The sequence below is a fragment of the Agrobacterium sp. lyk4-40-TYG-31 genome (genome assembly GCF_030209855.1).
GTDB classification, from domain to species: Bacteria; Pseudomonadota; Alphaproteobacteria; order Rhizobiales; family Rhizobiaceae; genus Agrobacterium; species Agrobacterium vaccinii.
Map to the genome: position 1 here is coordinate 157,817 of NZ_JARVRE010000006.1, position 24,673 is coordinate 182,489.

Genomic DNA, 24,673 nt, shown 5'->3' on the forward strand with positions numbered 1-24,673 from the left:
GTCACCCGCCGGAAACGTTTCAGGCGATAAAGCCGTGACGAAGTGCGATGGCCACCACGTGCTGGCGATTTCTGGCCCCGAGCTTGCGCTGAATTCCGTTGATGTACCAATCCACCGTATGGCTGGAAATCGAAAGACTCTTGCCTATCTCAGGTGACGTGAAGCCCTGCGTCAGCAGGGTCAGCACGTCCAGCTCCCGTTTGGTGAACTGCGTACCGGCCAGATCGGGCATTGAGAGGACCTCTTCGGACTGGCCCGAAAAGTCTAGAAGACGCCAGAATGCCACGCGCATGGCCGTGTCAATGATCAAGAGTTCCGATGTCGATAACAGCCTGCCATCACCGAAAATGAAAACGCCGCCCAGCAGTCCGCTGCGACCATGGATCGGGAATGCATAGCCTTCCCGCAGGCCGAACCGTGCCGCATCCTGAAACAGCTTGGCGGCGCGCTTGCGCTGCGTCGCCTGCGGCAGCATCGCCACCACGTCGCGACAGCGAAATGGCTGATGCAGCAAACCCAGCGTCCGCTTGACGGGATCGATGGCACCGTATTTCTTGGCGTGGTAAACTTCTTTCCAGCCGCTGGGCAGATGCTCCGCCAGAACGGTACCGGTAAACGTCAAATCTTCTACATCACGCTGCATGATGCGATAAAAATTGAAACCAAGACGACGTATCAGCTCATGAAATGAGGAAAGAAAATCGTCCTCGGTTTTTGCCTCGTAACACTGAGTCAAAAACTGAAAAACATTGTGCATAGAAGCGATTACCCTGCAAAAAATGAAACATGTGCCGACTTTTGCTGAAAGACGCTCCTCAAACCGGGAACGCGAACTGCTTGGATGAATCGCCTGCGTTAAATTCTACCTTATAAGGTAATCAATCCTTAAAACCATACCGCGAAATCTTGCATGGTCGTCATGGGTCGAATTTACAACCAACTGGTCTTTTTTTGCATCAGCACCGACGGAGCACCCTGCCGTTAAGCGCGCATTCATGTAGAAAGAGCGATAAAACAACAGCTTGCATAGTCGCTTACGCTTATATGCACCCACCTGACGCCTTGACCGGCGCTGCTTGACGGACATGAAGACGGGATTTGGGAATTGACACTGTTTCAGGTTTATACTCGCGCCCTGCGCTACCTCGCCAACAACAAGTGGCGTGTCACCATCGTCGTTGTCGCAAACATCATACTTGCCGCGATCACCATTGCGGAACCGGTGCTGTTCGGCCGTATCATTGATGGGCTTTCATCGGGCTCCATCCCGGTCAACATCCTCATCATCTGGGGAGCTTTTGCGCTGTTCAACACGGTCGCCTATGTTGCCGTCGCGCGTGAGGCGGACCGGTTGGCCCATGGTCGCCGTGCGTCCCTGTTGACGGAAGCCTTCGGGCGGATCATCTCCATGCCGCTCTCATGGCACCACCAGCGTGGCACATCCAACGCGCTGCATACGCTTTTGCGCGCCAGTGAAACGCTGTTCGGCCTGTGGCTGGAATTCATGCGGACCCACCTTGCGACATTCGTTGCGCTGATTCTCCTCATCCCGACAGCCATATCCATGGACCTGCGCCTTAGCCTGGTTCTTATGGCGCTGGGCATCGTCTATTGGTTTATCGGCAAGTGGGTGATGGAGCGCACCAAGGAAGGTCAGGCATCCGTAGAAGAGCATTACCACACGGTCTTCGCCCACGTCAGCGATTCGATCAGCAACGTTTCGGTCCTGCACAGCTACAACCGCATCGAAGCGGAAACAAAAGCTCTGAAGTCGTTTACCGAGCGGCTCCTCAGCGCGCAGTATCCGGTGCTGGACTGGTGGGCCTTTGCAAGTGCGTTGAACCGCACCGCCTCTTCGGTTTCGATGATGATCATTCTCATCGTCGGCGCCATCCTGGTGAAGAACGGCGAATTGCGGGTTGGTGACATCATCGCCTTCATCGGCTTTGCGAACCTGCTGATCGGGCGCCTAGACCAGGTGCGCGCTTTTGCCACTCAGATTTTCGAGGCACGCGCCAAGCTCGTCGACTTCTTCAAGCTCGAAGATTCCGTGCAGGAGCGTGAAGAGCCCACAGGCGCCATCGAACTCGGTCAGGTCTCTGGCAAGGTCGAATTCCGCAACGTCAATTTCGGCTTTGCCAACACCAAACAGGGCGTTCACGACGTGTCGTTCACGGCCAATGCGGGTGAGACGATCGCTATCGTCGGCCCGACAGGTGCCGGTAAAACGACGCTGATCAACCTCCTGCAACGGGTCTATGATCCAAATGGCGGTCAGATTCTGGTCGATGGCACCGATATCTCGACGGTCACACGCCAGTCTCTGCGTCATTCCATCGCCACCGTTTTCCAGGACGCCGGTCTTCTCAACCGTTCGATCCGCGATAACATCCGCCTTGGTCGAGATACGGCGACGGACGATGAAGTTGCACAGGCAGCGGCGGCGGCAGCGGCGACCGACTTCATCGACAGCAGGCTGAACGGCTATATGACGCAGGTCGGTGAGCGCGGAAACCGTCTCTCCGGTGGTGAACGTCAGCGTATCGCCATTGCCCGCGCCGTTCTGAAAAACGCGCCGATCCTTGTTCTCGACGAAGCGACCAGCGCGCTCGATGTCGAAACAGAAGCGCGTGTGAAGGATGCCGTCGATGCGCTGCGCAAGGACAGAACCACCTTCATCATCGCCCACCGCCTGTCCACCGTGCGCGATGCCGATCTGGTGCTGTTCATGGACAATGGACGTATCGTAGAAAAGGGCACATTCGATGAGCTCAGCATGCGCGGCGGTCGCTTCTCGTCACTGCTGCGCGCCAGCGGCCTGCTGAACGACGATGAGAAGACCGGTGCGCCGGTGCTGTCCCTGCCTGCAAAGTCGGCCTGATCGCTGATCTCGTTTGCGGCATCAGCTCAAACAAAAGCCCCGGTCGATGCCGGGGCTTTTTCGTATCTCGATGGAGATGAAGATCAGTAGTTGTCTTCTTCCTCGTCGTCCTTGCGGGTCGACTTGAGCGAGCTGAGCTTGGCGAAAACGGCGTTGGCGTCGATTTCTTTTTCTTCTTCGCGCTCGTAGTTAAAGCCGAGGCCTTCGGTCGCAGCGGCTGGCTGCAGCGTTGCGTCCAATTCTTCCTGCGTTGGCAGCGGACGGCCGCGCGATGCGCGCTCGACTTCAAGGTCGAGATCGATCTGGCTGCAAAGGCCGAGTGTAACAGGGTCCATCGGTGTCAGGTTGGCAGAGTTCCAGTGTGTGCGGTCGCGAATCTGTTCGATGGTGGACTTGGTCGTGCCGACGAGGCGCGAAATCTGCGCGTCCTTCAGTTCGGCATGGTTACGCACCAGCCACAAAATGGCGTTCGGGCGATCCTGACGCTTGGAAACCGGCGTATAACGCGGGCCGCGACGCTTGGATTCAGGCACGCGAACCTTTGGCTCGGACAGCTTGATCTTGTGGGCAGGATTGGCTTCAGCCTTGGCGATCTCGTCGCGGGAAAGCTGACCGGTGGAGATAGGGTCCAGACCCTTGATGCCCTGTGCAGCTTCGCCATCGGCGATTGCCTTGACTTCTAGCGGATGCAGCTTGCAAAACGTCGCGATCTGTTCGAACGACAGCGCAGTGTTGTCCACCAGCCAGACGGCCGTTGCTTTCGGCATAAGCAGTGTTTGAGCCATAGATACAGTCCTTCTGTCCGTCCGCTCCGGGGGCGCGGGCCGTGGAGGTTAACCACTAATTTCCGGGATATGAGCGGTCTATAGCCGCATTGCATCAGAATTGCAATTCTTTGCGAAACAAATGACCTTTGTCTAATTGCCTGAGGTCACTGAACTGCTATGAATCTGGCACATGACTGGAGATGAGGAGTCTCTGGTTCTTATAAGACGCAAGCGGCCTTGAGGAGGAATTCATGTCTGCCAAAATCTATCCGGTTCTGAAATCTGCAAAAACACGCACGCTGATCGACAATGACCGCTATCAGAAATGGTACGAGCAGAGCGTGGAAGACCCCGATGCTTTCTGGGGCAAGCACGGCAAACGGATAGACTGGTTCAAGCCTTACACCAAGGTCAAGAACACCTCGTTCAAGGGCAAGGTACCGATCAAGTGGTTCGAGGACGGCCTGACGAACGTCTCCTACAACTGTATTGACCGCCATCTTAAAACCCATGGAGAGCGCACCGCGATCATCTGGGAAGGCGACAATCCCTATATCGACAAGAAGATCACCTATAACCAGCTCTATGACGCCGTTTGCCGCCTTGCCAATGTGATGAAGAAGCACGGCGTCAAGAAAGGCGACCGCGTCACCATCTATATGCCGATGATACCCGAGGCGACCTATGCCATGCTGGCCTGCGCCCGCATCGGCGCGGTTCATTCGGTCGTGTTCGGTGGCTTCTCCCCGGATGCGCTGGCAGGCCGTATCGTCGATTGCGAATCGACCTTCGTCATTACCTGCGATGAAGGCGTGCGCGGCGGAAAGCCTATTCCGCTGAAGGAAAACACCGACAAGGCAATCCACATTGCTGCCAAACAGCATATCATCGTCAACAAGGTTTTGGTGGTACGTCGCACCGGCGGCAAGACCAACTGGGCGCCCGGTCGCGACCTCTGGTACCATCAGGAAGTCGCCAGCGTAAAACCCCATTGCGAGCCTGCGAAGATGAAGGCGGAAGACCCGCTCTTCATTCTCTACACCTCGGGCTCAACTGGCAAACCGAAGGGCGTGCTGCACACCACTGGCGGCTATCTGGTCTACGTCTCGATGACGCATGAATATGTGTTCGACTATCAGGATGGCGAGATCTACTGGTGCACTGCCGATGTCGGCTGGGTCACGGGCCACTCCTATATCGTCTACGGACCGCTCGCCAATGGCGCGACAACATTGATGTTCGAAGGCGTGCCGAATTTCCCGGATCAGGGTCGATTCTGGGAGGTCATCGACAAGCATCAGGTGAATATCTTCTACACGGCACCGACCGCACTGCGATCGCTGATGGGTGCAGGCGACGAATTCGTCAAGCGCTCGTCTCGCTCCAGCCTGCGTCTGCTGGGCACGGTGGGTGAACCGATCAACCCCGAAGCATGGGAGTGGTATTACCATGTCGTCGGCGAGGACAAGAGCCCTATCGTCGACACATGGTGGCAGACGGAAACCGGCGGCATTCTGATTACGCCGCTGCCGGGCGCGACCGACCTGAAGCCCGGTTCGGCAACCCGCCCCTTCTTCGGGGTCCAGCCACAGCTGGTCGATGCGGAAGGCAATGTTCTCGACGGTGCCGCAGATGGCAATCTGTGCATCATCGATAGCTGGCCCGGCCAGTCTCGCACTGTCTATGGCGATCATCAGCGCTTCATCGAAACTTACTTCTCCACCTACAAAGGGAAATATTTCACCGGCGATGGCTGCCGTCGCGATGAGGATGGCTATTACTGGATCACAGGTCGCGTCGACGATGTGCTGAACGTCTCGGGCCACCGGCTTGGAACGGCGGAAGTGGAATCGGCGCTCGTATCTCACAATCTGGTCTCGGAGGCCGCCGTGGTGGGATATCCCCATTCCATCAAGGGTCAGGGCATCTATTGCTATGTAACACTGATGGCGGGGCATGACGGGGACGATGCCCTTCGCAACGAGCTGATCAAGCATGTGCGCAACGAAATCGGCCCCGTGGCGACGCCGGACAAGATCCAGTTCTCTCCCGGCCTGCCGAAAACCCGCTCCGGCAAGATCATGCGTCGCATACTGCGCAAGATCGCCGAAGACGATTTCGGCGCGCTCGGCGACACATCGACACTTGCCGATCCAGCCGTTGTCGATGACCTCATCGAAAACAGACAGAACAAAGCTGCGTAAATCGCACTTTGATGTCTAGATTGTCACCCGGTCGTCTCGCGATGACCGGGTTTTTCTATCCATGCACGTCGCTTCGATTGCGGTTCGCAACACGACAGACCGGTTATGCCCTTATGCGCTCTTTCAGCGGCACCTGAAATGTGCACAGTGCGGCAACGGGAGGAAACCGACATGAATACAAAAGATCACACCATTGCTTTCATCGGCACCGGCCTGATGGGTGGTCCCATGGCACGCAATCTGTTGAAGGCAGGCTTTGGGGTCAGCGTCTGGAACCGCAGCGTCGAAAAAGCGCAAGCCCTCGTCGCCGATGGCGCTGTCCTGGCAGCATCACCGGCAGAAGCGGCAACGGGTGCGGATATCGTCATCACCATGCTCAGCGATGGCGCAGCCGTTGCGGATGTTCTGTTCGACCAAGGCGTTGCCCATGCGCTTGGAAAAGGCGCCGTGGTGATCGACAGCAGCTCCATCGCACCGCCCATTGCCCGTCAGCACGCTGCGAAGCTTGACGCACTTGGTATACACCACATCGATGCCCCGGTTTCGGGCGGAGTCGTCGGGGCAAAGGCTGGAACTCTCGCCATCATGGCCGGCGGCGATGAAACATTGATATCAAGCCTCTCCGAAGTCTTCGCAGCCATGGGCAGGCTGACTTATGTCGGCCCTTCCGGTGCCGGACAACTCTGCAAGCTCGCCAACCAGCAGATCGTCGCCATTACTATCGGCGCAGTGGCCGAAGCGATGATGCTGGTGGAAGCAGGTGGCGCCTCGCGTGAAGGCTTCCGCAACGCCATTCGCGGCGGCTTTGCCGAAAGCCGCATTCTGGAATTGCACGGAGAGCGCATGGTCAAGCGGGACTTCGAGCCCGGCGGCCCATCCAAATTCCAGCTAAAGGACCTGAACGGCGTTCTGGCGACCGCAAAGGACCTTTCCCTGACCCTGCCGCTCACGCAAAACATCACGCAGGCCTTCGATGATTTCGTCAACGATGGCGGTGCCGATGTCGACCACAGCGGAATTCTTCTATATCTGGAAAAACTGAACAACCGCGAGAGATAGGCCGTCCACGCGGCAATCTCATCACCTGCATATTCGCGGTCTTATTTATTTGCCAATCTTGTCATATGGTGACTTTTATCAAGTTGTATTATGACATAAGGTCGCCGCCAGCTTCGAGGCACCGACCCGTGCCGCATCATCAATGACCTCTCGGTCGTCTCATAAACAGTGGGGTGACGTGTTTAACCGCCCGTCCCAGCATCAAGGAGCAAACAATGACCATCCATCAGAACCTTATCAACGGCGAATGGATCGGCGCCGATACGTCGAAAAACATCAATCCATCCGATACCAACGAGGTCGTGGGCCTTTATGCCCAAGCGGGTGCCGAAGAGGCCAAGCAGGCCATTGACGCCGCCAAGGCAGCATTTCCGGCATGGTCGCGCTCCGGCATTCTCGAGCGTCACGCGATCCTGAAGAAGACTGCAGACGAAATTCTGGCCCGCAAGGAAGAGCTTGGCGCGTTGCTGGCGCGTGAAGAAGGCAAGGTTCTGGCAGAAGGCATCGGCGAAACCATCCGCGCCGCCCAGATTTTCGACTTCTTCGCTGGCGAAGCCTTGCGTTTGGCCGGTGAAGTCATTCCTTCGGCACGCCCGAACATCGGCGTAGAAGTAACACGCGAGCCGCTCGGCGTTATCGGCATCATCACGCCGTGGAACTTCCCGATTGCCATTCCGGCCTGGAAGATCGCACCGGCGCTCTGCTACGGCAACACCATCGTCTTCAAGCCCGCCGATCTCGTTCCCGGCTGCGCATGGGCCATCGTCGATATTCTTCACCGCGCCGGTCTGCCGAAGGGCGTTCTCAACCTCGTCATGGGTCGCGGTTCCGTCGTTGGTCAGGCCATGCTCGACAGCCCGCATCTGTCCGGCATTACATTCACGGGATCGACAGGCACGGGCCAGCGCGTCGCTGCATCCTCGCTGCCGTTCAACCGCAAATTCCAGCTGGAAATGGGCGGCAAGAACCCGTTCGTCGTGCTGGATGATGCCGATCTCGACGTGGCAGTAGAGGCAGCCGCCAATTCCGGCTTCTACTCCACCGGACAGCGCTGCACCGCATCGTCGCGCATCATCGTCACCGAAGGCATTCACGACAGGTTCGTGGCCGCCATGACCGAGCGTCTGGCCAAGATCAATGTCGGCAACGCCATGGACAAGAGCACCCATGTCGGTCCTGTGGTCGATGAAAAGCAGCTGAAGCAGGACACCGATTACATCGAAATCGGCAAGCAGGAAGGCGCGAAAGTCGCTTTCGGTGGCGAGATCGTCAAGCGCGACACGCCCGGCTTCTTCCTTCAGCCAACGCTTTTCACCGAAGCCACCAACAGCATGCGAATTTCGCAGGAGGAAATCTTCGGGCCTGTGGCCGCTGTCATCCGCGTGAAGAACTACGACGAAGCGCTGGCCACAGCAAACGATACGCCCTTTGGCCTCTCCTCCGGCATCGCCACCACCAGCCTCAAGCATGCAACGCACTTCAAGCGCAATGCAGAAGCGGGCATGGTCATGGTCAATCTGCCGACGGCAGGCGTGGATTTCCACGTGCCCTTCGGCGGTCGCAAGGCATCCTCCTTCGGCCCGCGTGAGCAGGGCAGATATGCCAGCGAGTTCTTCACCACAGTGAAGACGGCCTACACGCTGGCCTGATCTAAGCTGTGCTTCCACGAAATCCCCGGCATCGTCCGGGGATTTTTTTGCCCCTTTCCCAGCCGCGATTTTTGCCTATGGTGACGCCGACGAAACATCACCACGAGAAGAGCATGACAGACATCACGATGATTGAAGCGGCACGCCAGCGCATCGGCTCGCAGGCAATCCGCACACCACTCTTGTCATCGCATTTTCTGGATGAAATCGCAGGACGCAGGATTTTCGTGAAGGCGGAATGCCTGCAACGTACAGGCTCCTTCAAGTTCCGTGGCGGCTGGTCGGCGGTATCGGGGCTGGAACCTGCGGTGCGTCGACGCGGCGTGATTGCCTTTTCATCCGGCAATCATGCGCAGGGCGTCGCACTCGCTGCGGCATTGCATGGCGTTCCCTCCCTCATCATCATGCCCCACGACGCGCCGAAAATTAAAATCGAGAACACCAAAGCCTATGGCGCGGAGGTCGTGCTGTTCGACCGCGCAAAGGATGATCGTGACGCGATCGGTGCCAGACTGTCACAGGAACGGGGTCTGACGCTGATCAAGCCTTTCGATGAACCCCTCGTCATCGCCGGTCAGGGAACGGTCGGTCTGGAAATTGCCGAGCAAGGACAGGAACTGGGAATAGAGGCAGCCGATGTTCTTGTGCCCTGCGGTGGCGGCGGCCTGACATCGGGTATAGCGCTGGCGCTGGAAGCTAGAGCAGCGCAATATAAGGTGAGAACGTGCGAGCCAGAAAAGTTCGATGACGTCGCACGCTCTCTGGCATCCGGCAAAATCGAGCGGAACGACGCGTTGTCCGGCTCTATCTGCGACGCCATCATCACCCCTCAACCCGGTAACATTACCTTTCCGCTGATGGCGGGGCGTTGTGGCAAAGGCATTGCGGTGACGGAAGACCAAGCGCTCCGCGCCATGGTGCTGGCCTTCCTGCGGCTGAAAGTGGTGGTCGAACCCGGTGGCGCTGTCGCGCTCGCAGCGGCGCTTTTTCATGGCAGCGAATTTGACACCGACACCGTGATAGCCGTGGCGTCAGGCGGCAATGTCGACCCCGATGTCATGGCGGTGGCACTGGAACGCTTCGCTGCCTGAGCAATGATCACGGCATCGCTATTTAAACGTTACTCTGGTGTTAACATTTGTGTTGAACCAGAGGCGGTGCTGCGCGTTAGTTCCTCGAAATCGGGTAGATCGATGCGGGTTGGGAGGCTTTCAACGATCCATATTTTTCCCGATTGGCCCAACATATAGAAAATTATCTCTACAGAAATAGTCGGAAATAGCGGTATTCTAGCATCCATAAGTCGCAACGCCGTTCAATCGGCTGAGGTCAACGAGGGAGGGTTCGATGTCTTATTCCAAAGCCGGAAAAATCAGAGATTTCACGCCATCGTCTGCACCAACAAAGGGCTGGCAGGCGATCGTCCATACCGCCCTCATCGGCGTGTGCTTCGCCTTCGTCGGCGCCGTCATACTCGGCTTGGTGCCCTGAGCGTTCAATAATTTGAGACAAAACGGCTGGCTTTATGACCAGCCTTTTTTTGCGTTTCACGCCTTCAAATAATCTTCAGCAAGCTCGACCCAGAACGCCGTGCCGATAGGCAGAATATCGTCGTTGAAATCGAATTTGGGATGGTGCAGCGGTGGATCGTTCTCCGTTCTCTGGGTGCCGAGGAAGAAGTACGCGCCAGGACGTTGCTCAAGCATATAGGCGAAATCTTCCGCGCCCATGGTAGGACGCGGCATTTCCAAGACCTTGTCGGCTCCGGCAAAGCGGGTTGCCAGATCGACGATGTAATCCGTCTCCGCCTTATGGTTGATGGTCGGGTTGTAACCGCGTTCGTAATCGAGCGTCACACTCATGCCATAGCTTGCCGCCTGTCCTTCGGCGATCTGGCGAATGCGCTTTTCAAGTTCATCTCGAGCAGCAGCATCGAAAGAGCGGATCGTCAGCAACATTTCCGCCGTTTCGGGAATGACATTGCTTGCGACCCCTGCATGAAAGGCACCCACTGTCACGACCGTCGGCGTCAACGGATGGATATTGCGCGACACGATGGTTTGCAGCGCCATGATGATGCTGGCGCCAGCAACGATGGGATCGAGCGTGCTTTGCGGTTCAGCGCCATGCCCGCCGTAACCGTTGACCGTGATTTTGCATTCGTCCACTGCCGCCATGATAGGACCATCGCGCAACACGAAATGACCAAAGGGCAGACCGGGCTCATTGTGGAGCGCAAACACCGCATCACACGGAAAGCGCTCGAATAGCCCGTCCTCAATCATGATGCGCGCACCGCCGAAATTTTCTTCCGCAGGCTGGAAGATCAGATGCAACGTGCCATCGAAATTTCGGCGTTCGGCGATGATCTTGGCGGCACCCAGCAGCATGGCCGTATGTCCGTCATGCCCGCAGGCATGCATGACGCCTGGAGTCTGACTGGCATAGTCTGCACCTGTGTCCTCATGGATGGGGAGTGCATCCATATCGGCGCGAATGCCGACCGACCGATGGCTGCTGCCGTTGCGCAAAGTCGCGACCACACCGGTGCCAGCCAACCCACGCGTCACGGAATAGCCCATGGCCTCCAGCTTCGATGCTACGAAATCCGAGGTCTTGAATTCGGAAAGACCGATTTCCGGGTTGCGATGTAGGTGCTGGCGGATTTCAACGACATCAGGCATGTGGTTGGCAATAGCTGCGGTGTGTTCTGGCTGTGTCGTCATTTCTGCATCCGGCATGTTTCGGCAAGGGTAAATTTTAACGATCTCTGCCTAGCAGTATTACCACCTCCTGATAAGACCGAAGGAGGGCTTGCAGCCACCAAACCGATTTTGACGATGTCAGCACTTGTGAAAGCGGCAGCGGTTGCATGGAACCGAAATTGCCTGAAGTCATTCCTTGCGTAGGCCAGCCAATTGCCGTTCAGAAAGGCTGGACATCCGGGGGATTTCATGACGAGATGGGACAAAGCCAGCATGGGGTGTTTTCGCGTTTGGGGAGTGTGCGAAAATGGTTCATGAAGCGGCGGTGCGAGTGCGCGCCACACCACATCCAACTTCCCAAATGATTGATTTTCTTGGAGACGAAGTTGCCTCATGCAGAAAAATGCCATGATAGTTGGTAACAGACGTCATGCAATCATCGCTCGCTGGTTCGCGATGGTTCAGCAAAGGTTCAGGATCAGCACGAAATAAAGCGTCCAAAGTTGTTTCAATTTCCAAAAGCAATCTGAAACAAGTTCCGGTTACATAAACCAGACCCTCACAGAGTGCAGAATACGAGCCGATGTCATTTCATATTACGCCGACCGCCGCCGCCCGTGATTCAGAAGCAAAGCAGATCGATCACAATGATTCGATACGCTCCGTCTACTTCACCATCGAGGAGTTGAGGGATTGCGGAGCCGAACTGTCCAAATCCGGGGCCGATGGCCTGCCGGGTTTCATGGAGTTCGATTTCTTCGCGCGCCATCGTGAAAACGAAAAGGAAATCCTGCGCGTTTACCGCACCACAGCGGTCGATGCCGAAAATGGCGCTACGATCACGCCCGCTGCGGAATGGCTGCTCGACAATCACTATGTGATCGAAGAAGCCATTCAGGAGGTCCGCCGCGACTTCCCCCGAAAGTTCTATAGCCAGCTGCCGACCGTGAAGATCGGCAATGTCGAGATACCGCGCGTGATGGCACTGGCGTGGCTTTATGTGGCCCACACACACAGCACGATTTCACGCGAAAGCATGACGGCGCTGGTCGAGGGTTACCAGACATCGCAGACGCTCCAGATCGGTGAACTCTGGGCCCTGCCCTCGATCCTTCGCTTCGTTCTCATCGAAAATCTGCGCCGGATTTCTATTCGCGTCGAGCGCTCGCGCCGCATGCGCCAGCGGGCAAACGAGGTCGTCGATGAGATCATCCGCCTCAACGATGCCGAGGCGTCTGCGACCGTCTTGAAGCAGATCGACCAGTTGGTGGATGACCCCACCTTCTCGACCCAGTTCCTCTATCGCCTCAGAAACGGTTCGCAGACCTCCGGTTTTGCCCTGAACTGGTTGGAAGAGCGCCTTCGCAGCGCTGGCACGGATGCCGAAAACATCATGATGGCGGAGCATAACCGCCTCGCCTCCGGCAATGTGACGATGGGCAATATCGTCAGAAGCCTGCGCGAAATCGACGATACCGAATGGTCCGTCTGGTTCGAGGAAGTCAGCCATATCGACAAGGTTCTGCGCGAGCAGACCGATTACGATACGCTCGACTTCGGATCGCGCAATACCTATCGCAACACCATCGAGCTGCTGGCCCGCCGTTCCCCGAAGACGGAAATCGAAGTGGCGCAGACCGCGATCGATATGGTCGCAGAAACCTCCAGTTCCGATCAAAAATATCCGCACGCACCCAATGTTGGCAGCTTCCTCATCGGTCAGCGCCGCAAGGAGCTGGAAGAGCGGATCGGCTATAATCCATTGTTTGCCCAGCGCGTCGTGCGCTTCATGCGCCGCTTCAACTGGATGTCCGTCGCTGTGCCCGTCATTGCGCTCACAGCGCTGGCCATGGCCATTGTCGGCTGGTTCCTCGCAGATGCGGGTATGCCATGGTATGTGGTCACCGCGTTTCTGCTGATGTTCGCGCTTCCCGCCTCGGAAGGCGCAACCGGCCTTTTCAACACGGTCGTGACGTTCTTCGTCAAGCCGTTCCGTCTGGTCGGATACGAGTTCAAGGAAGGCATTCCGCAGGATGCGCGCACCCTTCTTGCCGTTCCCTGCATGATCACCAGCCGCGACAGCGTGGACGAAATGGTCCGCAATATCGAGGTTCACTACCTCGCCAATCCGCATGGAGAAATCTCCTTCGCGCTGATCAGCGACTGGCGCGATGCGCCGTATGAGCAATCGGCTGAGGACGTCGAAATCCTTGAATACGCCAAGCGTGAAGTCGCGGCCCTCAGTGCACGCTATGCGTTCGATGGCAAGACGCGGTTCTTCCTGCTTCACCGCCGTCGCCTCTACAACCCCGCAGAAGATTGCTGGATGGGTTGGGAGCGCAAGCGCGGCAAGCTGCATGAACTCAACATGCTGCTGCGTGGCGACAAGGACACGACATTCCTCAACGGTGCCAACATGGTGCCCGAGAACGTCAAATACGTCATGACGCTGGATGCCGATACGCGCCTGATGCGCGATGCCGTCACCAAGCTCGTCGGCAAGATGCACCACCCGATCAACCGCCCGGTCCACGATCCCGAGACAGGCCGCGTGATCCATGGTTACGGCCTGCTTCAGCCACGCGTGACGCCATCACTCACCACGGGCAAGGACGCGTCCGTCTTCCAGCGTGTCTTCTCCATCAACCGTGGTATCGACCCCTACGTCTTTACTGTTTCTGACGTTTATCAGGATCTGACCTCCGAAGGCACCTTCACCGGCAAGGGCCTCTATGACGTCGATGCCTTTGAAACCGCCCTGAAGGGCCGGATCGATGAGAACGCGGTTCTGTCCCACGACCTTCTTGAAGGCTCGTTTGCGCGTTGCGCGCTGGTGACGGACGTCGAGCTCGTCGAGGACTTCCCGACCCGCTACGAAGTCGAAGTCTCGCGTCAGCACCGCTGGGCGCGTGGCGACTGGCAACTTCTGCCTTACATCATGGATATGAAGCGCGGCGTGACCGCCATTGGCCGCTGGAAGATGATCGACAATCTGCGTCGTTCGCTGACACCGCTTGCCTGGTTCGTCGCCTCCGTTCTCGGCTGGTACTTCATGGGCCCGCTCGGCGCGCTGATCTGGCAGATCCTGCTGATCTTCTCGCTGTTCGTCGCACCGACCCTGTCGCTCCTGTCTGGTCTCGTTCCACGCTCCACCGATATCGTGCCGCAGGCGCATTTTCACACGCTGTGGTCGGAAGTCCGCGCCACCAACGCGCAGGTCGCACTCCGCATCGTCTTTATTGCCGACAGCGCCTGCATGATGGCGGATGCCATTGGCCGCTCTCTCTACCGCCTGTTCGTCAGCGGCAAGCTGATGCTGGAATGGCGCACCGCCGCCTCCATTCAATCGAGCGCGCAGGGCACTATCTTCGATTATTACCGTCAGATGTGGCATGCCCCCGTGGTTGCACTTCTGGGCCTGATGTTTGCCTCGCTGCCCGGCGACAACGCCTTTCTGGTCGGCCTTCCTTTCGCATTGCTGTGGGTCTTCTCCCCTGCCGTCGCATGGTATGTCAGCCAGTCCGCCGAAACCGAAGATCGCCTGTTTGTGTCCGAACACGTCTCCGGCGAGTTGCGCAAGATCGCGCGGCGCACATGGCGCTACTATGAAGCCTTCGTGACATCGGGTGAAAACTACCTGCCACCTGACAACTACCAGGAAACACCTGAACCCGTCGTTGCCAGCCGCACCTCCCCAACCAATATCGGCGTCTACCTGCTGTCGGTCATCTCCGCGCGCCAGTTCGGCTGGATCAGCTTCTCGGAAACCGTCGAGCGGATGGAAAAGACCATCGAGACGGTCGAGAAGATGGAGAAGCATCGCGGCCACCTCTATAACTGGTACCACACGGATACGCTCCAGACACTTGGACCTCGCTACGTCTCTGCGGTCGACAGCGGCAACCTTGCCGGTCACCTGATCGCGATTTCGTCGGCGTGCCGCCAATGGGCCGAAGCACCGTCCGCCCACCTTCAGGGCAATCTCGATGGTATCGGCGACGTTGCCGGTATTCTGCGTGAGACGTTGAAGGAACTGCCGGACGACCGCAAGAACCTGCGTCCCCTGCATCGCCGTTTGGAAGAGCGCATTATCGGCTTCTCCAACGCTCTTGCCTCTGTCAAGCGCGAGCACGAGTTTGCCTCGATCCGCGTCATCAATCTGGCCGTGCTGGCCCGTGACATCCAGAAGCTGGCCTCCAACCTCAACCTAGAGGTCAAGTCGGAACAGAGCGCCGAAGTTACCCGCTGGGCGCAATCGCTGGTCGATTGCTGTGAAGCGCATATCTCCGACAGCGCCTTCGACCTCTCCACCATCGATCCATTGCGTGACCGGCTCAACTCGCTTCGCGATCGCAGCCGTAATCTCGCCTTCTCGATGGATTTTGGGTTCCTTTACCGCAAGGACCGCCGTCTGCTCTCCATCGGCTACCGCGTGGACAGCCAGGAACTGGACGAAGCCTGCTACGACCTTCTGGCGTCCGAGTGCCGCCTGACCAGCCTGTTTGCCATCGCCAAGGGCGATCTGCCGACAGAGCACTGGTATCGTCTGGGCCGTCAGGTCGTTCCGATCGGTGCGCAGGGCGCGCTGGTCTCCTGGTCCGGCTCCATGTTCGAATATCTGATGCCACCGCTCGTCATGCAGGAGCGTCACGGCGGTATCCTGAACCAGACGAACAATCTGATCGTCAAGGAACAGATCAGCCATGGCCGCCGTCTGGGCACACCATGGGGCATTTCGGAAGCGGCATTCAACGCCCGCGACCATAATATGAACTACCAGTACACCAACTTCGGTGTGCCGACGCTGGGTCTGAAGCGCGGCCTTGGCCAGAACGCAGTCATCGCACCTTATGCCTCGATCCTTGCATCGCAATATGACCCCGAAGGGGCACTGGAAAATCTCGACAAGCTGCGCAAGCTCGGCGCGCTCGGTCAATTCGGTTTCCATGATGCCGTGGACTTCACGCCGACCCGCGTGCCGGATGGCAAGGTCTGCGCCGTCGTCTACAACTATTATGCCCACCACCATGGCATGTCGATTGCGGCTGTCGCCAACGTGGTCATGGACGGCATTTTGCGTGAACTCTTCCATGCCGACCCTGTGATCGAAGCCGCCGAACTGCTGCTTCAGGAAAAGGCTCCGCGCGAAGTACCCGTCGTAAGCTCCAAATACGAACCGGAAACTCCCGGCAAGGAACAGGCCGACCTTCTGCGGGCCGAAGTGCGCAGCATTGCAGATCCTGCCGTGCGCGACCGCGAAGTCGTGTTCCTCTCCAACGGCCACTATTCCACCATGCTCACCTCCACGGGTGCGGGCTATTCCAAGTGGAACGGTCTGGCGATTTCGCGCTGGAAGGCCGATCCGACCGAAGATCGCTGGGGTACGTTCCTGTTCCTGCGCGATACCGTGTCCGGCGACTGGTGGAGTGCGACCGCTGAGCCGCGCGTTGCTGTGGGCGAAAAGACCAAGACCGTCTTCACCGACGACAAGGCAGAATTCCACAAAACCGTGGGCGATCTGCAAAGCGTGGTCGAATGCATCGTTGCGACCGAGCACGATGCAGAAGGCCGCCGCATCACGCTACTCAATGTCGGCTCGGAAGATCGCTACATCGAAGTGACCTCCTATATGGAGCCCGTCATCGCCAATGATGACGATGACAGCGCCCATCCTCTATTCTCGCGCATGTTCGTGCAGACGGAAATCGGCAAGCGCGGCGATGTCATCCGCGCCTGGCGCAACAAGCGCAGCCCAAGTGAGCCGTCAACGGTCATCGCCCATCTGGCAGCAGATAATGCAGGTCCCGCGCGTCCGACTGAGTTTGAAACGGATCGTGCAAAGTTCATCGGTCGCGGTCGTGCACTCAGCGAAGCCGCAGCCTTCGATGCTGGCGCAACGCTATCAGGCACGGACGGCTTCACGCTCGATCCTATCCTGTCCCTGCGACGCGTTGTGCGCGTTCCCGCAGGCAAGAAAGTCAGCGTGATCTTCTGGACCATTGCAGCGCCGAGCCGTGAGGATGTGGACAAGGCGATCGATCGCTACCGCCACCCGGATGCCTTTGCCCATGAACTCGTCCACGCCTGGACGCGAACACAGGTGCAGATGCGCCATGTGGGCGTAACCTCGCAGCAGGCAGCGGCCTTCCAGCATCTGGCGCGCTATCTCGTCTATCCCGACATGCATCTGCGTGCGGATGCCGATACGCTGAAAACCGGTCTTGGTTCGCAGCGGTCGCTGTGGCCGCTGGCGATTTCGGGCGACTTCCCGATCTTCAGCCTGCGTATCAACGACGACATGGATATGGATATCGCCAAGGAAGCCTTGAGTGCGCATGAATATCTGCGCGCCCGCGGCGTCATCTTCGATCTCGTGATCGTCAATGAACGCGCGGCCTCATACGCTCAGGACATGCAGCACGCTCTCGACTTCATTTCCGAAGCGCAGCGCCGTATCAATCCGGCAGATGGCGGCAGACCACATGTCTTCTCCGTTCGTCGCGATTTGATGGATGAGGAAACATGGTCCGCTTTGCTGGCTGCGTCCCGTGTCGTTCTGCACGTGCGCAACGGCAAGATCGTGGATCAGGTCAACCGTGCCGTCTCGCTGTTTGCCGCCCATCGCGGGCCGGAAGGCAGTGAATCGGCTCAAGCTCGCCTGCCCGCTCCGGCTTTCCCGCAGGGTGAACCGGTGGAAGATGCCAACGATCTCGATTTCTGGAACGGTTTTGGCGGTTTCACCAAGACCGGCGACGAATATGTCGTGCGCTTGCACGGCGGTCAGTCTACGCCGCAGCCATGGATCAACGTCATCTCCAACGAGAAATTCGGCTTCCACATCTCCGCCGAGGGCGCTGGTTTTACCTGGAGCCGCAATTCGCGCGACTATCAACTGACACCGTGGAGCAACGATCCGGTCACGAACCGACCCGGTGAAGCGATCTACGTCGCCGATGTCGAAAGCGGCAAGATCCACTCGCCGTTTGCCGCGTTGTCGCGCAATCCAGAAGCGGTGTTCGAAGCCCGTCATGGCCTCGGCTACTCTGTGTTCCGTAGCGTCGATGAGGGTCTCGATATCGAGGTTACCCAAACCGTCGATCGTGAACGACCCGTCAAGCTGTCGCGTCTGACCATTCGCAACGTCGGTACGGAAAACCGCCGCCTGAAAACCTACGGCTATGTCGAATGGGTGCTGGGCAACAACACCCAGAAATCGGCGCCGTTCATTCTCAGCGCCCATGACGAGGCAACGGGAGCGCTGTTCGCCTCCAATCCCTACAGCATCGATTACAATGCACGCACGGCCTTCCTTGCACTGGACGAACCGGCTGCCAGCTTTACCACCAGCAAGCGTGAGTTCATCGGTCGCTATGGCTCCATCCAGGCGCCGCAGGCCATCGTCTCGGGTGCGGCCCTATCCGGCAGCGTCGAACTGGATGGTGCTCCTTGCGCCGCCGTGATGCAGGAAATCCACCTCAAGCCCGGCGAAGAACGTCGTATTCTGTTCTACATGGGCGATACAGACACGGTCGAAGACGCCCGTGCGCTGGTAAAGGACATCCGCACCGCAGATTTCGATGCGGTGCTGACCGAGAACAAGACTTTCTGGAACGGCTTTACCAGCCAGTTGCAGGTGTCTACCCCGGACGCAGGCTTCAACCACATGGTCAACAGCTGGCTGCCCTATCAGGCATTGGCCTGCCGTATCCTCGCTCGCACGGCGTTCTACCAGTCGAGCGGCGCGTTCGGTTTCCGCGACCAGTTGCAGGATACGCTGGCCTTCCTGCTCTACCAGCCGGAGCTTGCTCGCGAGCAGATCCTACGTGCGGCCGGACGGCAGTTCGCCGAAGGCGATGTTCAGCATTGGTGGTTGCCACTAACGGGCGCTGGTGTACGCACGACGATTTCAGATGACGTCGTCTGGCTTGCTCACGCCACCCATCAGTACATCGCTGCCACGGGCGACAAGGCAATCCTTGATCAGTCCATCCCGTTCCTCAAGGGCCCCTCGCTGACACCCGGCCAGCACGACGCGTTCTTCCAGCCGGAAACCAGCGAAACGTCCGTCAGCCTTTATGAACATGCGGCACTGGCGCTTGATCTCGCCATTCACCGCACGGGCGAAAACGGTCTGCCTCTCATTCTGGGTGGCGACTGGAACGATGGCATGAACCGCGTAGGCGTCGCCGGTAAGGGCACCAGCGTCTGGCTCGGCTGGTTCCTCGCAGGCACCCTGCGTGATTTCATTGAAATCGCACAGGAACGTCGTGATCTCGACCGCGTCGAAAAGTGGAAGACACATCGCGACAAGCTGCGCGCTGCCCTGGAAACGGCTGGCTGGGACGGTGACTATTACCGTCGTGGCTATTTCGATGATGGCACCCCACTCGGCTCCGTCACAAGCGAAGAATGCCGAATCGATTCTCTCGGCCAGAGTTGGAGCGTGCTTTCAGGCGAAGGCGAAGAGCAGCGCTCGGGCCAGGCCATGGATGCCGTGATGAAGGAACTCGTCGATGAGGAGACGGGCATCATCCGCCTCTTCACACCTCCCTTCTCTCGCTCGCCACAGGACCCAGGCTATATCAAGGCCTATCCGCCGGGCGTGCGTGAAAACGGCGGCCAATACACCCATGCCGCAACCTGGGTGGTTCTGGCGCTGGCGAAAATGGGTCGCAACGAGGATGCATGGAAGTGCTTCTCGATGCTCAATCCGGTCAATCACGCGCTCGACCGTCCGTCGTCTGAGACCTACCGTGTCGAACCCTATGTGGTGACGGCGGATGTCTATGGCGCAGGCGCCTATTCCGGCCGCGGTGGCTGGAGCTGGTACACCGGTTCTGCCGGCTGGCTCTACCGCGCCGCCGTCGAAGGCATTCTCGGCATCACCCGCGTCGATGGCAAGCTGCACATCGCCCCATCGCTGCCGCAGGCCTGGGACGGCTTCTCGGCCAAGATCACGTTGGAGGGTAAAGTCCGCGAGGTCGCCGTGAAGCGCAATGAAGGTTCCGCGGATGTCGAGGTTTCGATCGACGGCAAGCCGGTCACCGGAACCGACAAGGCCATCGCCTTCGATTGATATCAAAAGGGGCTTAGGCCCCGACCAAGCAACAAAAAGCCACGGCACCGAAAGATGCCGTGGCTTTTCTGTTTGGTAACATGCGTCCGGACGCAACATGCAGCTGCAGTAACGGTGGCTCGTGACGTGAAGCCACACATTCCGCCCTCATGCTGAGGTGGGAGCGAAGCGACCCTCGAAGCATCCGCTGCGCACTCTGTCCCAAGCCCGCAACCCTCGCCCTTCGAGGCTCCTGCGGGGCACCTCTCCTTTGATAAGCTCAGGATGATGGATGAAGGTTGCTTGTTGTGCCTTGAATCGAAAAGCGATCAGCGCGTGCCGAAGATCGCCGACCCCACCCGCACGCTGGTCGCGCCGAATTCAATCGCCGTCTCGAAATCACCCGACATGCCCATCGACAGTTTTTCCAGACCGCATTCCTTGACCAGCTTTGCCAACAGCGCAAAGTGCGGGCCGGGATACTCCTCTGCGGGCGGGATGCACATCAGACCTTCAATGTTCAGCTTCAATTCGTCGCGGCACATGGCGACGAAAGCCAACGTCTCGCGTGGATCGATGCCCGCCTTTTGCGGCTCCATGCCCGTATTGACCTGCACGTAAAAGCGCAGCGCCCGGCCCTGTTTGGTGCATTCATCGGCAAGGGCACGGGCAATCTTTTCACGATCGACCGTTTCGATGACATCAAACAGCTCAACCGCATCCGCAGCCTTGTTGGATTGCAGCGGGCCGATCAGATGCAGTTCGATACCATCGGTCTTTTCCTTCAGCGCTGGCCACTTGCCCTGCGCTTCCTGCACCCGGTTTTCACCGAAAATGCGTTGGCCGCAATCAATCACCGGCTGGATCGTGTCGCCATCGAAGGTTTTCGAGACGGCAACGAGATTGACGGTGCCTGGTTTACGACCGGCTTTTTCCGCAACCGCTGCAATCCGCTGCGTGACATCTTCAAGACGCGCTTCGATTTCCATGTCAAACCTTCACTTTATCAAGGGATAAGGGTTTCAGTAGCCGCCGCCTGCCTTGATGCCAAGCACCATTGTCACCATTTGGACGCTGTCGACCAAGATTGCGTCCATCGCAAGCCCTGCCAAACTTGACGCATAGGCCGTTTCGTGGTGAAGGTCAGCGCGAATTTTCCCCTTGATACCCGGATTTCAGAAGTATGGCCATCGAACGTTATAATCCTCGCGACGCCGAGCCGCGCTGGCAGCAAAAATGGAACGAAGACAATGTCTTCGTGACCGACAACAGCGATGCCCGCGAGAAATATTACGTTCTCGAGATGTTTCCATACCCCTCTGGCCGCATCCATATGGGCCATGTGCGCAATTACGCCATGGGTGACGTCGTTGCGCGCTACAAGCGTGCACGCGGCTACAACGTGCTGCACCCCATGGGTTGGGACGCCTTCGGCATGCCTGCGGAAAATGCCGCCATGCAGAACAACGTCCACCCCAAGGACTGGACCTATCAGAACATCGCCACCATGCGCGGCCAGCTCAAATCCATGGGCCTGTCTCTGGACTGGACCCGTGAATTTGCCACCTGCGACGTGGAATATTACAGCAAGCAGCAGGCCTTGTTCATCGACTTCATGGAAAAGGGTCTGGTTTACCGCAAGCAGTCCAAGGTCAATTGGGACCCCGTCGATCATACGGTTCTGGCCAACGAACAGGTCATCGACGGACGCGGCTGGCGCTCCGGTGCCTTGGTCGAACAACGCGAATTGACGCAATGGTTCTTCCGCATCACCGATTTCAGCCAGGATTTGCTGGACGAGTTGGATGTTCTGGATCAGTGGCCGGAAAAAGTCCGCCTGATGCAGAAAAACTGGATCGGCAAGTCGGAAGGCCTGTCGCTGCGCTGGCAGACTGTGGCTTCGACGGCTCCTGCGGGTTTCGATGACGTGACCGTCTACACGACCCGTCCCGACACGCTGTTCGGCGCATCTTTCCTGGCCATTGCTGCCGATCACCCGCTGGCCCGCAAGCTGTCTGAATCCAACTCCGAGATCGCCGAGTTCTGCGAAGAATGCCGTCGTCAGGGCACCTCGCTAGCTGCGTTGGAAACGGCAGAAAAGCGCGGCTTCGACACCGGCGTGAAGGTCAAGCATCCGCTCGACCCATCCTGGGAACTGCCCGTCTACATCGCCAATTTCGTGCTGATGGATTACGGAACAGGCGCCATTTTCGGTTGCCCATCCGGCGACCAGCGCGATCTGGATTTCGCTCGCAAATACGATCTGCCAGTCGTCGCCGTCGTCATGCCGGAAGGCGAGAACGCCGAGACTTTCTCCATTGGCGACACCGCCTTTGTCGATGACGGCGTGATGATCAACTCGCAATTCCTCAACGGCATGACGACGACGGATGCATTCGAGGCTGTCGTGTCGAAACTTTCGGCCCAAACGCTGGGCAGCGAGCCACAGGCCGAGCGCAAGGTGAACTTCCGCCTGCGCGACTGGGGTATTTCCCGCCAGCGTTATTGGGGTTGCCCGATCCCGGTCATCCATTGCGAAGTCTGCGGCGTCGTGCCTGTTCCGAAGAAGGACCTGCCGGTCAAGCTGCCTGACGATGTAACCTTCGACGTGCCCGGCAACCCGCTCGACCGTCACCCCACATGGCGTCACGTGTCTTGCCCGCAATGCGGCCACGCGGCGCGTCGTGAAACCGATACGATGGACACCTTCGTCGATTCGAGCTGGTACTTCACCCGCTTCACAGCGCCGTGGGAAGAACAGCCGACGGACCCAAAGGTCGCCAATCGCTGGCTGCCCGTGGACCAGTATATCGGCGGTATCGAGCACGCGATCCTGCATCTGCTTTACTCGCGCTTCTTCACCCGCGCGATGAAGGCCACCGGCCATGTGGACGTGAAGGAGCCCTTCAAGGGCCTGTTCACGCAGGGCATGGTCGTGCACGAAACCTACCGTCTCGGCGAAGGCCAGAACGGCCAATGGGTCGTTCCCGCCGATATCCGCATCGAGGAAGTCGATGGCAAACGCCGTGCCTTCCTGCTGTCGGACGGCGAAGAAGTTCAGATCGGCTCCATCGAAAAGATGTCGAAGTCGAAGAAGAACGTGGTCGACCCGGACGATATCATCGCGTCCTATGGTGCCGATACCGCCCGTTTCTTCGTGCTCTCGGATAGCCCACCGGACCGCGACGTCATCTGGTCGGAAGCCGGTGTGGAAGGCGCGCATCGCTTCGTGCAGCGCGTCTGGCGCATCATAGGTGAAGCTGCCGAAGAGCTGAAGTCGGTCACGCCTGCGCCTGCAAGCGAGGGCGATGGCCTTGTCGTCTCCAAGGCAGCCCATAAGACGCTGAAGGCCGTTCAGGACGATCTGGACAAGCTTGCCTTCAACAAGGCTATTGCCCGCATCTACGAACTCGTCAACACGCTGGCCGGACCTTTTGCCGAGGTGGCCAATGGCGGCAAGTCAGACGATGTGAAGGCGGCTGCCCGTGATGCGGCGGAAATTCTGGTGCGCCTGATTGCGCCGATGACGCCGCATTTGGCCGAGGAATGCTGGACGGCGCTGGGCAATGACGGTCTTGTCGCCCAAAGCGCATGGCCTCGTTTCGTCCCTGCCCTCATCGAAGAAAACGATGTGGTGATGCCCATCCAGATCAACGGCAAGAAACGCGGCGAATTGACAATCGCGCGCGATGCGGATCAAGATGCCGTCCGCGCGGCCGTGCTGGAACTGGACGCCGTCAAGGCGGCACTTGGTGGTGCCGCGCCGAAGAAAATCATTGTGGTTCCACAAAGGATTGTGAACATTGTTGTCTGATGCCTATTCCAAATGGGGCCGCATAGCAGCCGCAATTTCCGTTGTCCTGTTTGCCGGTTTGCTGGCAGGCTGCCAGGTTCGTCCGCTCTATAGCGAGGCTTCCGGTACGCGTCAGAAATTGCTGACGGTCAACTTCGATTCCGCTGGCGACCGCGTCACGCAAGAGGTCCGCAACCACCTGATCTTCCTGGCTTACGGCGGCGCAGGCGCACCGACGACCAAGGAATACGAGGTCAAGATCGTCGTCAAATCCAGCGCGACGTCCACGGAAGTGACCGACGACACCAGCCTTTCAGTATCGAAAAGCAACTATGACGGCCCCTTCCCGGGTCGTGTCAGCATGACTGGTAACTATGTGCTGACCCGTATTTCCGATGGTCAGGTTCTGCGTTCCGCAAGACGCACCGTAACTGCCATGCTCGATCTGCCACAGCAGGAATTCGCGAAAATCCGCGCCATACGCGACGGTGAAAACCGTGCAGCACGAGAGCTTGCCGAGATCATCCAGACGGATATCGCGTCCACGCTCAACCGTTGAG

Annotated in this window: 13 protein-coding genes; 9 read left to right on the forward strand and 4 right to left on the reverse strand. The window is 58.3% G+C overall.

The genetic code is table 11. From position 1 onward, the window contains the following. Positions 1 to 19: 19 nt before the first annotated feature. Positions 20 to 757 carry a helix-turn-helix transcriptional regulator gene (locus tag QRN55_RS14820; RefSeq protein WP_284777281.1) on the reverse strand — a complete coding sequence of 246 codons (738 nt, stop codon included), beginning with the start codon at positions 755 to 757 and terminating at the stop codon, positions 20 to 22. Positions 758 to 1,105: 348 nt separating this feature from the next. Here QRN55_RS14820 and QRN55_RS14825 point away from each other — a divergent pair, with 348 nt between their 5' ends. Continuing rightward, complete coding sequence (locus QRN55_RS14825) at positions 1,106 to 2,881, forward strand: glucan ABC transporter ATP-binding protein/ permease (protein WP_111840475.1); 1,776 nt, start codon at positions 1,106 to 1,108, stop codon at positions 2,879 to 2,881. Positions 2,882 to 2,964: 83 nt separating this feature from the next. On the opposite strand, the gene QRN55_RS14830 is transcribed toward QRN55_RS14825, so the two are convergent. After that, a complete protein-coding gene (locus QRN55_RS14830) occupies positions 2,965 to 3,666 on the reverse strand; it encodes a DUF1013 domain-containing protein (RefSeq protein ID WP_162694607.1) in 702 nt (233 codons plus the stop codon). Between the two features lie 233 nt (positions 3,667 to 3,899). On the opposite strand from QRN55_RS14830, the gene acs reads away from it, so the two are divergent. The 5 genes from acs to QRN55_RS14855 all read left to right on the forward strand — a co-directional run bounded on the left by acs (position 3,900) and on the right by QRN55_RS14855 (position 10,051). Next, positions 3,900 to 5,852 (forward strand): acetate--CoA ligase, encoded by a 1,953-nt coding sequence (acs, locus tag QRN55_RS14835; protein WP_284777282.1) that lies wholly within the window; start codon positions 3,900 to 3,902, stop codon positions 5,850 to 5,852. Between the two features lie 171 nt (positions 5,853 to 6,023). Further along, positions 6,024 to 6,911 carry an NAD(P)-dependent oxidoreductase gene (locus QRN55_RS14840; protein ID WP_284777283.1) on the forward strand — a complete coding sequence of 296 codons (888 nt, stop codon included), beginning with the start codon at positions 6,024 to 6,026 and terminating at the stop codon, positions 6,909 to 6,911. Positions 6,912 to 7,126: 215 nt separating this feature from the next. Continuing rightward, complete coding sequence (locus QRN55_RS14845; protein ID WP_233122144.1) at positions 7,127 to 8,560, forward strand: aldehyde dehydrogenase family protein; 1,434 nt, start codon at positions 7,127 to 7,129, stop codon at positions 8,558 to 8,560. A gap of 113 nt (positions 8,561 to 8,673) precedes the next feature. Beyond that, entirely contained in the window at positions 8,674 to 9,651 is a 978-nt protein-coding gene (locus QRN55_RS14850; RefSeq protein ID WP_284777284.1) for a threonine ammonia-lyase, read from the forward strand. Positions 9,652 to 9,907: 256 nt separating this feature from the next. Beyond that, entirely contained in the window at positions 9,908 to 10,051 is a 144-nt protein-coding gene (locus QRN55_RS14855) for a hypothetical protein (RefSeq protein ID WP_233122146.1), read from the forward strand. A gap of 56 nt (positions 10,052 to 10,107) precedes the next feature. Here the strand turns inward: QRN55_RS14855 and QRN55_RS14860 are convergent, their stop codons facing one another. Next, positions 10,108 to 11,244, reverse strand: a complete 1,137-nt coding sequence (locus tag QRN55_RS14860; RefSeq protein ID WP_502871330.1) for a M20 aminoacylase family protein — start codon at positions 11,242 to 11,244, stop codon at positions 10,108 to 10,110. 604 nt (positions 11,245 to 11,848) lie between these two features. On the opposite strand from QRN55_RS14860, the gene QRN55_RS14865 reads away from it, so the two are divergent. After that, positions 11,849 to 20,341, forward strand: coding sequence for a glycoside hydrolase family 94 protein (locus tag QRN55_RS14865; RefSeq protein ID WP_284777287.1), 8,493 nt, complete (start codon positions 11,849 to 11,851; stop codon positions 20,339 to 20,341). Positions 20,342 to 20,649: 308 nt separating this feature from the next. Here the strand turns inward: QRN55_RS14865 and QRN55_RS14870 are convergent, their stop codons facing one another. After that, positions 20,650 to 21,309 carry a YggS family pyridoxal phosphate-dependent enzyme gene (locus QRN55_RS14870; protein ID WP_284777288.1) on the reverse strand — a complete coding sequence of 220 codons (660 nt, stop codon included), beginning with the start codon at positions 21,307 to 21,309 and terminating at the stop codon, positions 20,650 to 20,652. A gap of 194 nt (positions 21,310 to 21,503) precedes the next feature. Here QRN55_RS14870 and leuS point away from each other — a divergent pair, with 194 nt between their 5' ends. After that, positions 21,504 to 24,134: a leucine--tRNA ligase gene (gene leuS / locus QRN55_RS14875; RefSeq protein WP_284777289.1), complete on the forward strand. Its 2,631-nt coding sequence runs from the start codon at positions 21,504 to 21,506 to the stop codon at positions 24,132 to 24,134. Further along, positions 24,127 to 24,672: a hypothetical protein gene (locus QRN55_RS14880; RefSeq protein WP_162694611.1), complete on the forward strand. Its 546-nt coding sequence runs from the start codon at positions 24,127 to 24,129 to the stop codon at positions 24,670 to 24,672. The genes leuS and QRN55_RS14880 overlap by 8 nt, the downstream gene beginning before the upstream one ends. The last annotated feature ends 1 nt before the right edge of the window (position 24,673 follow it).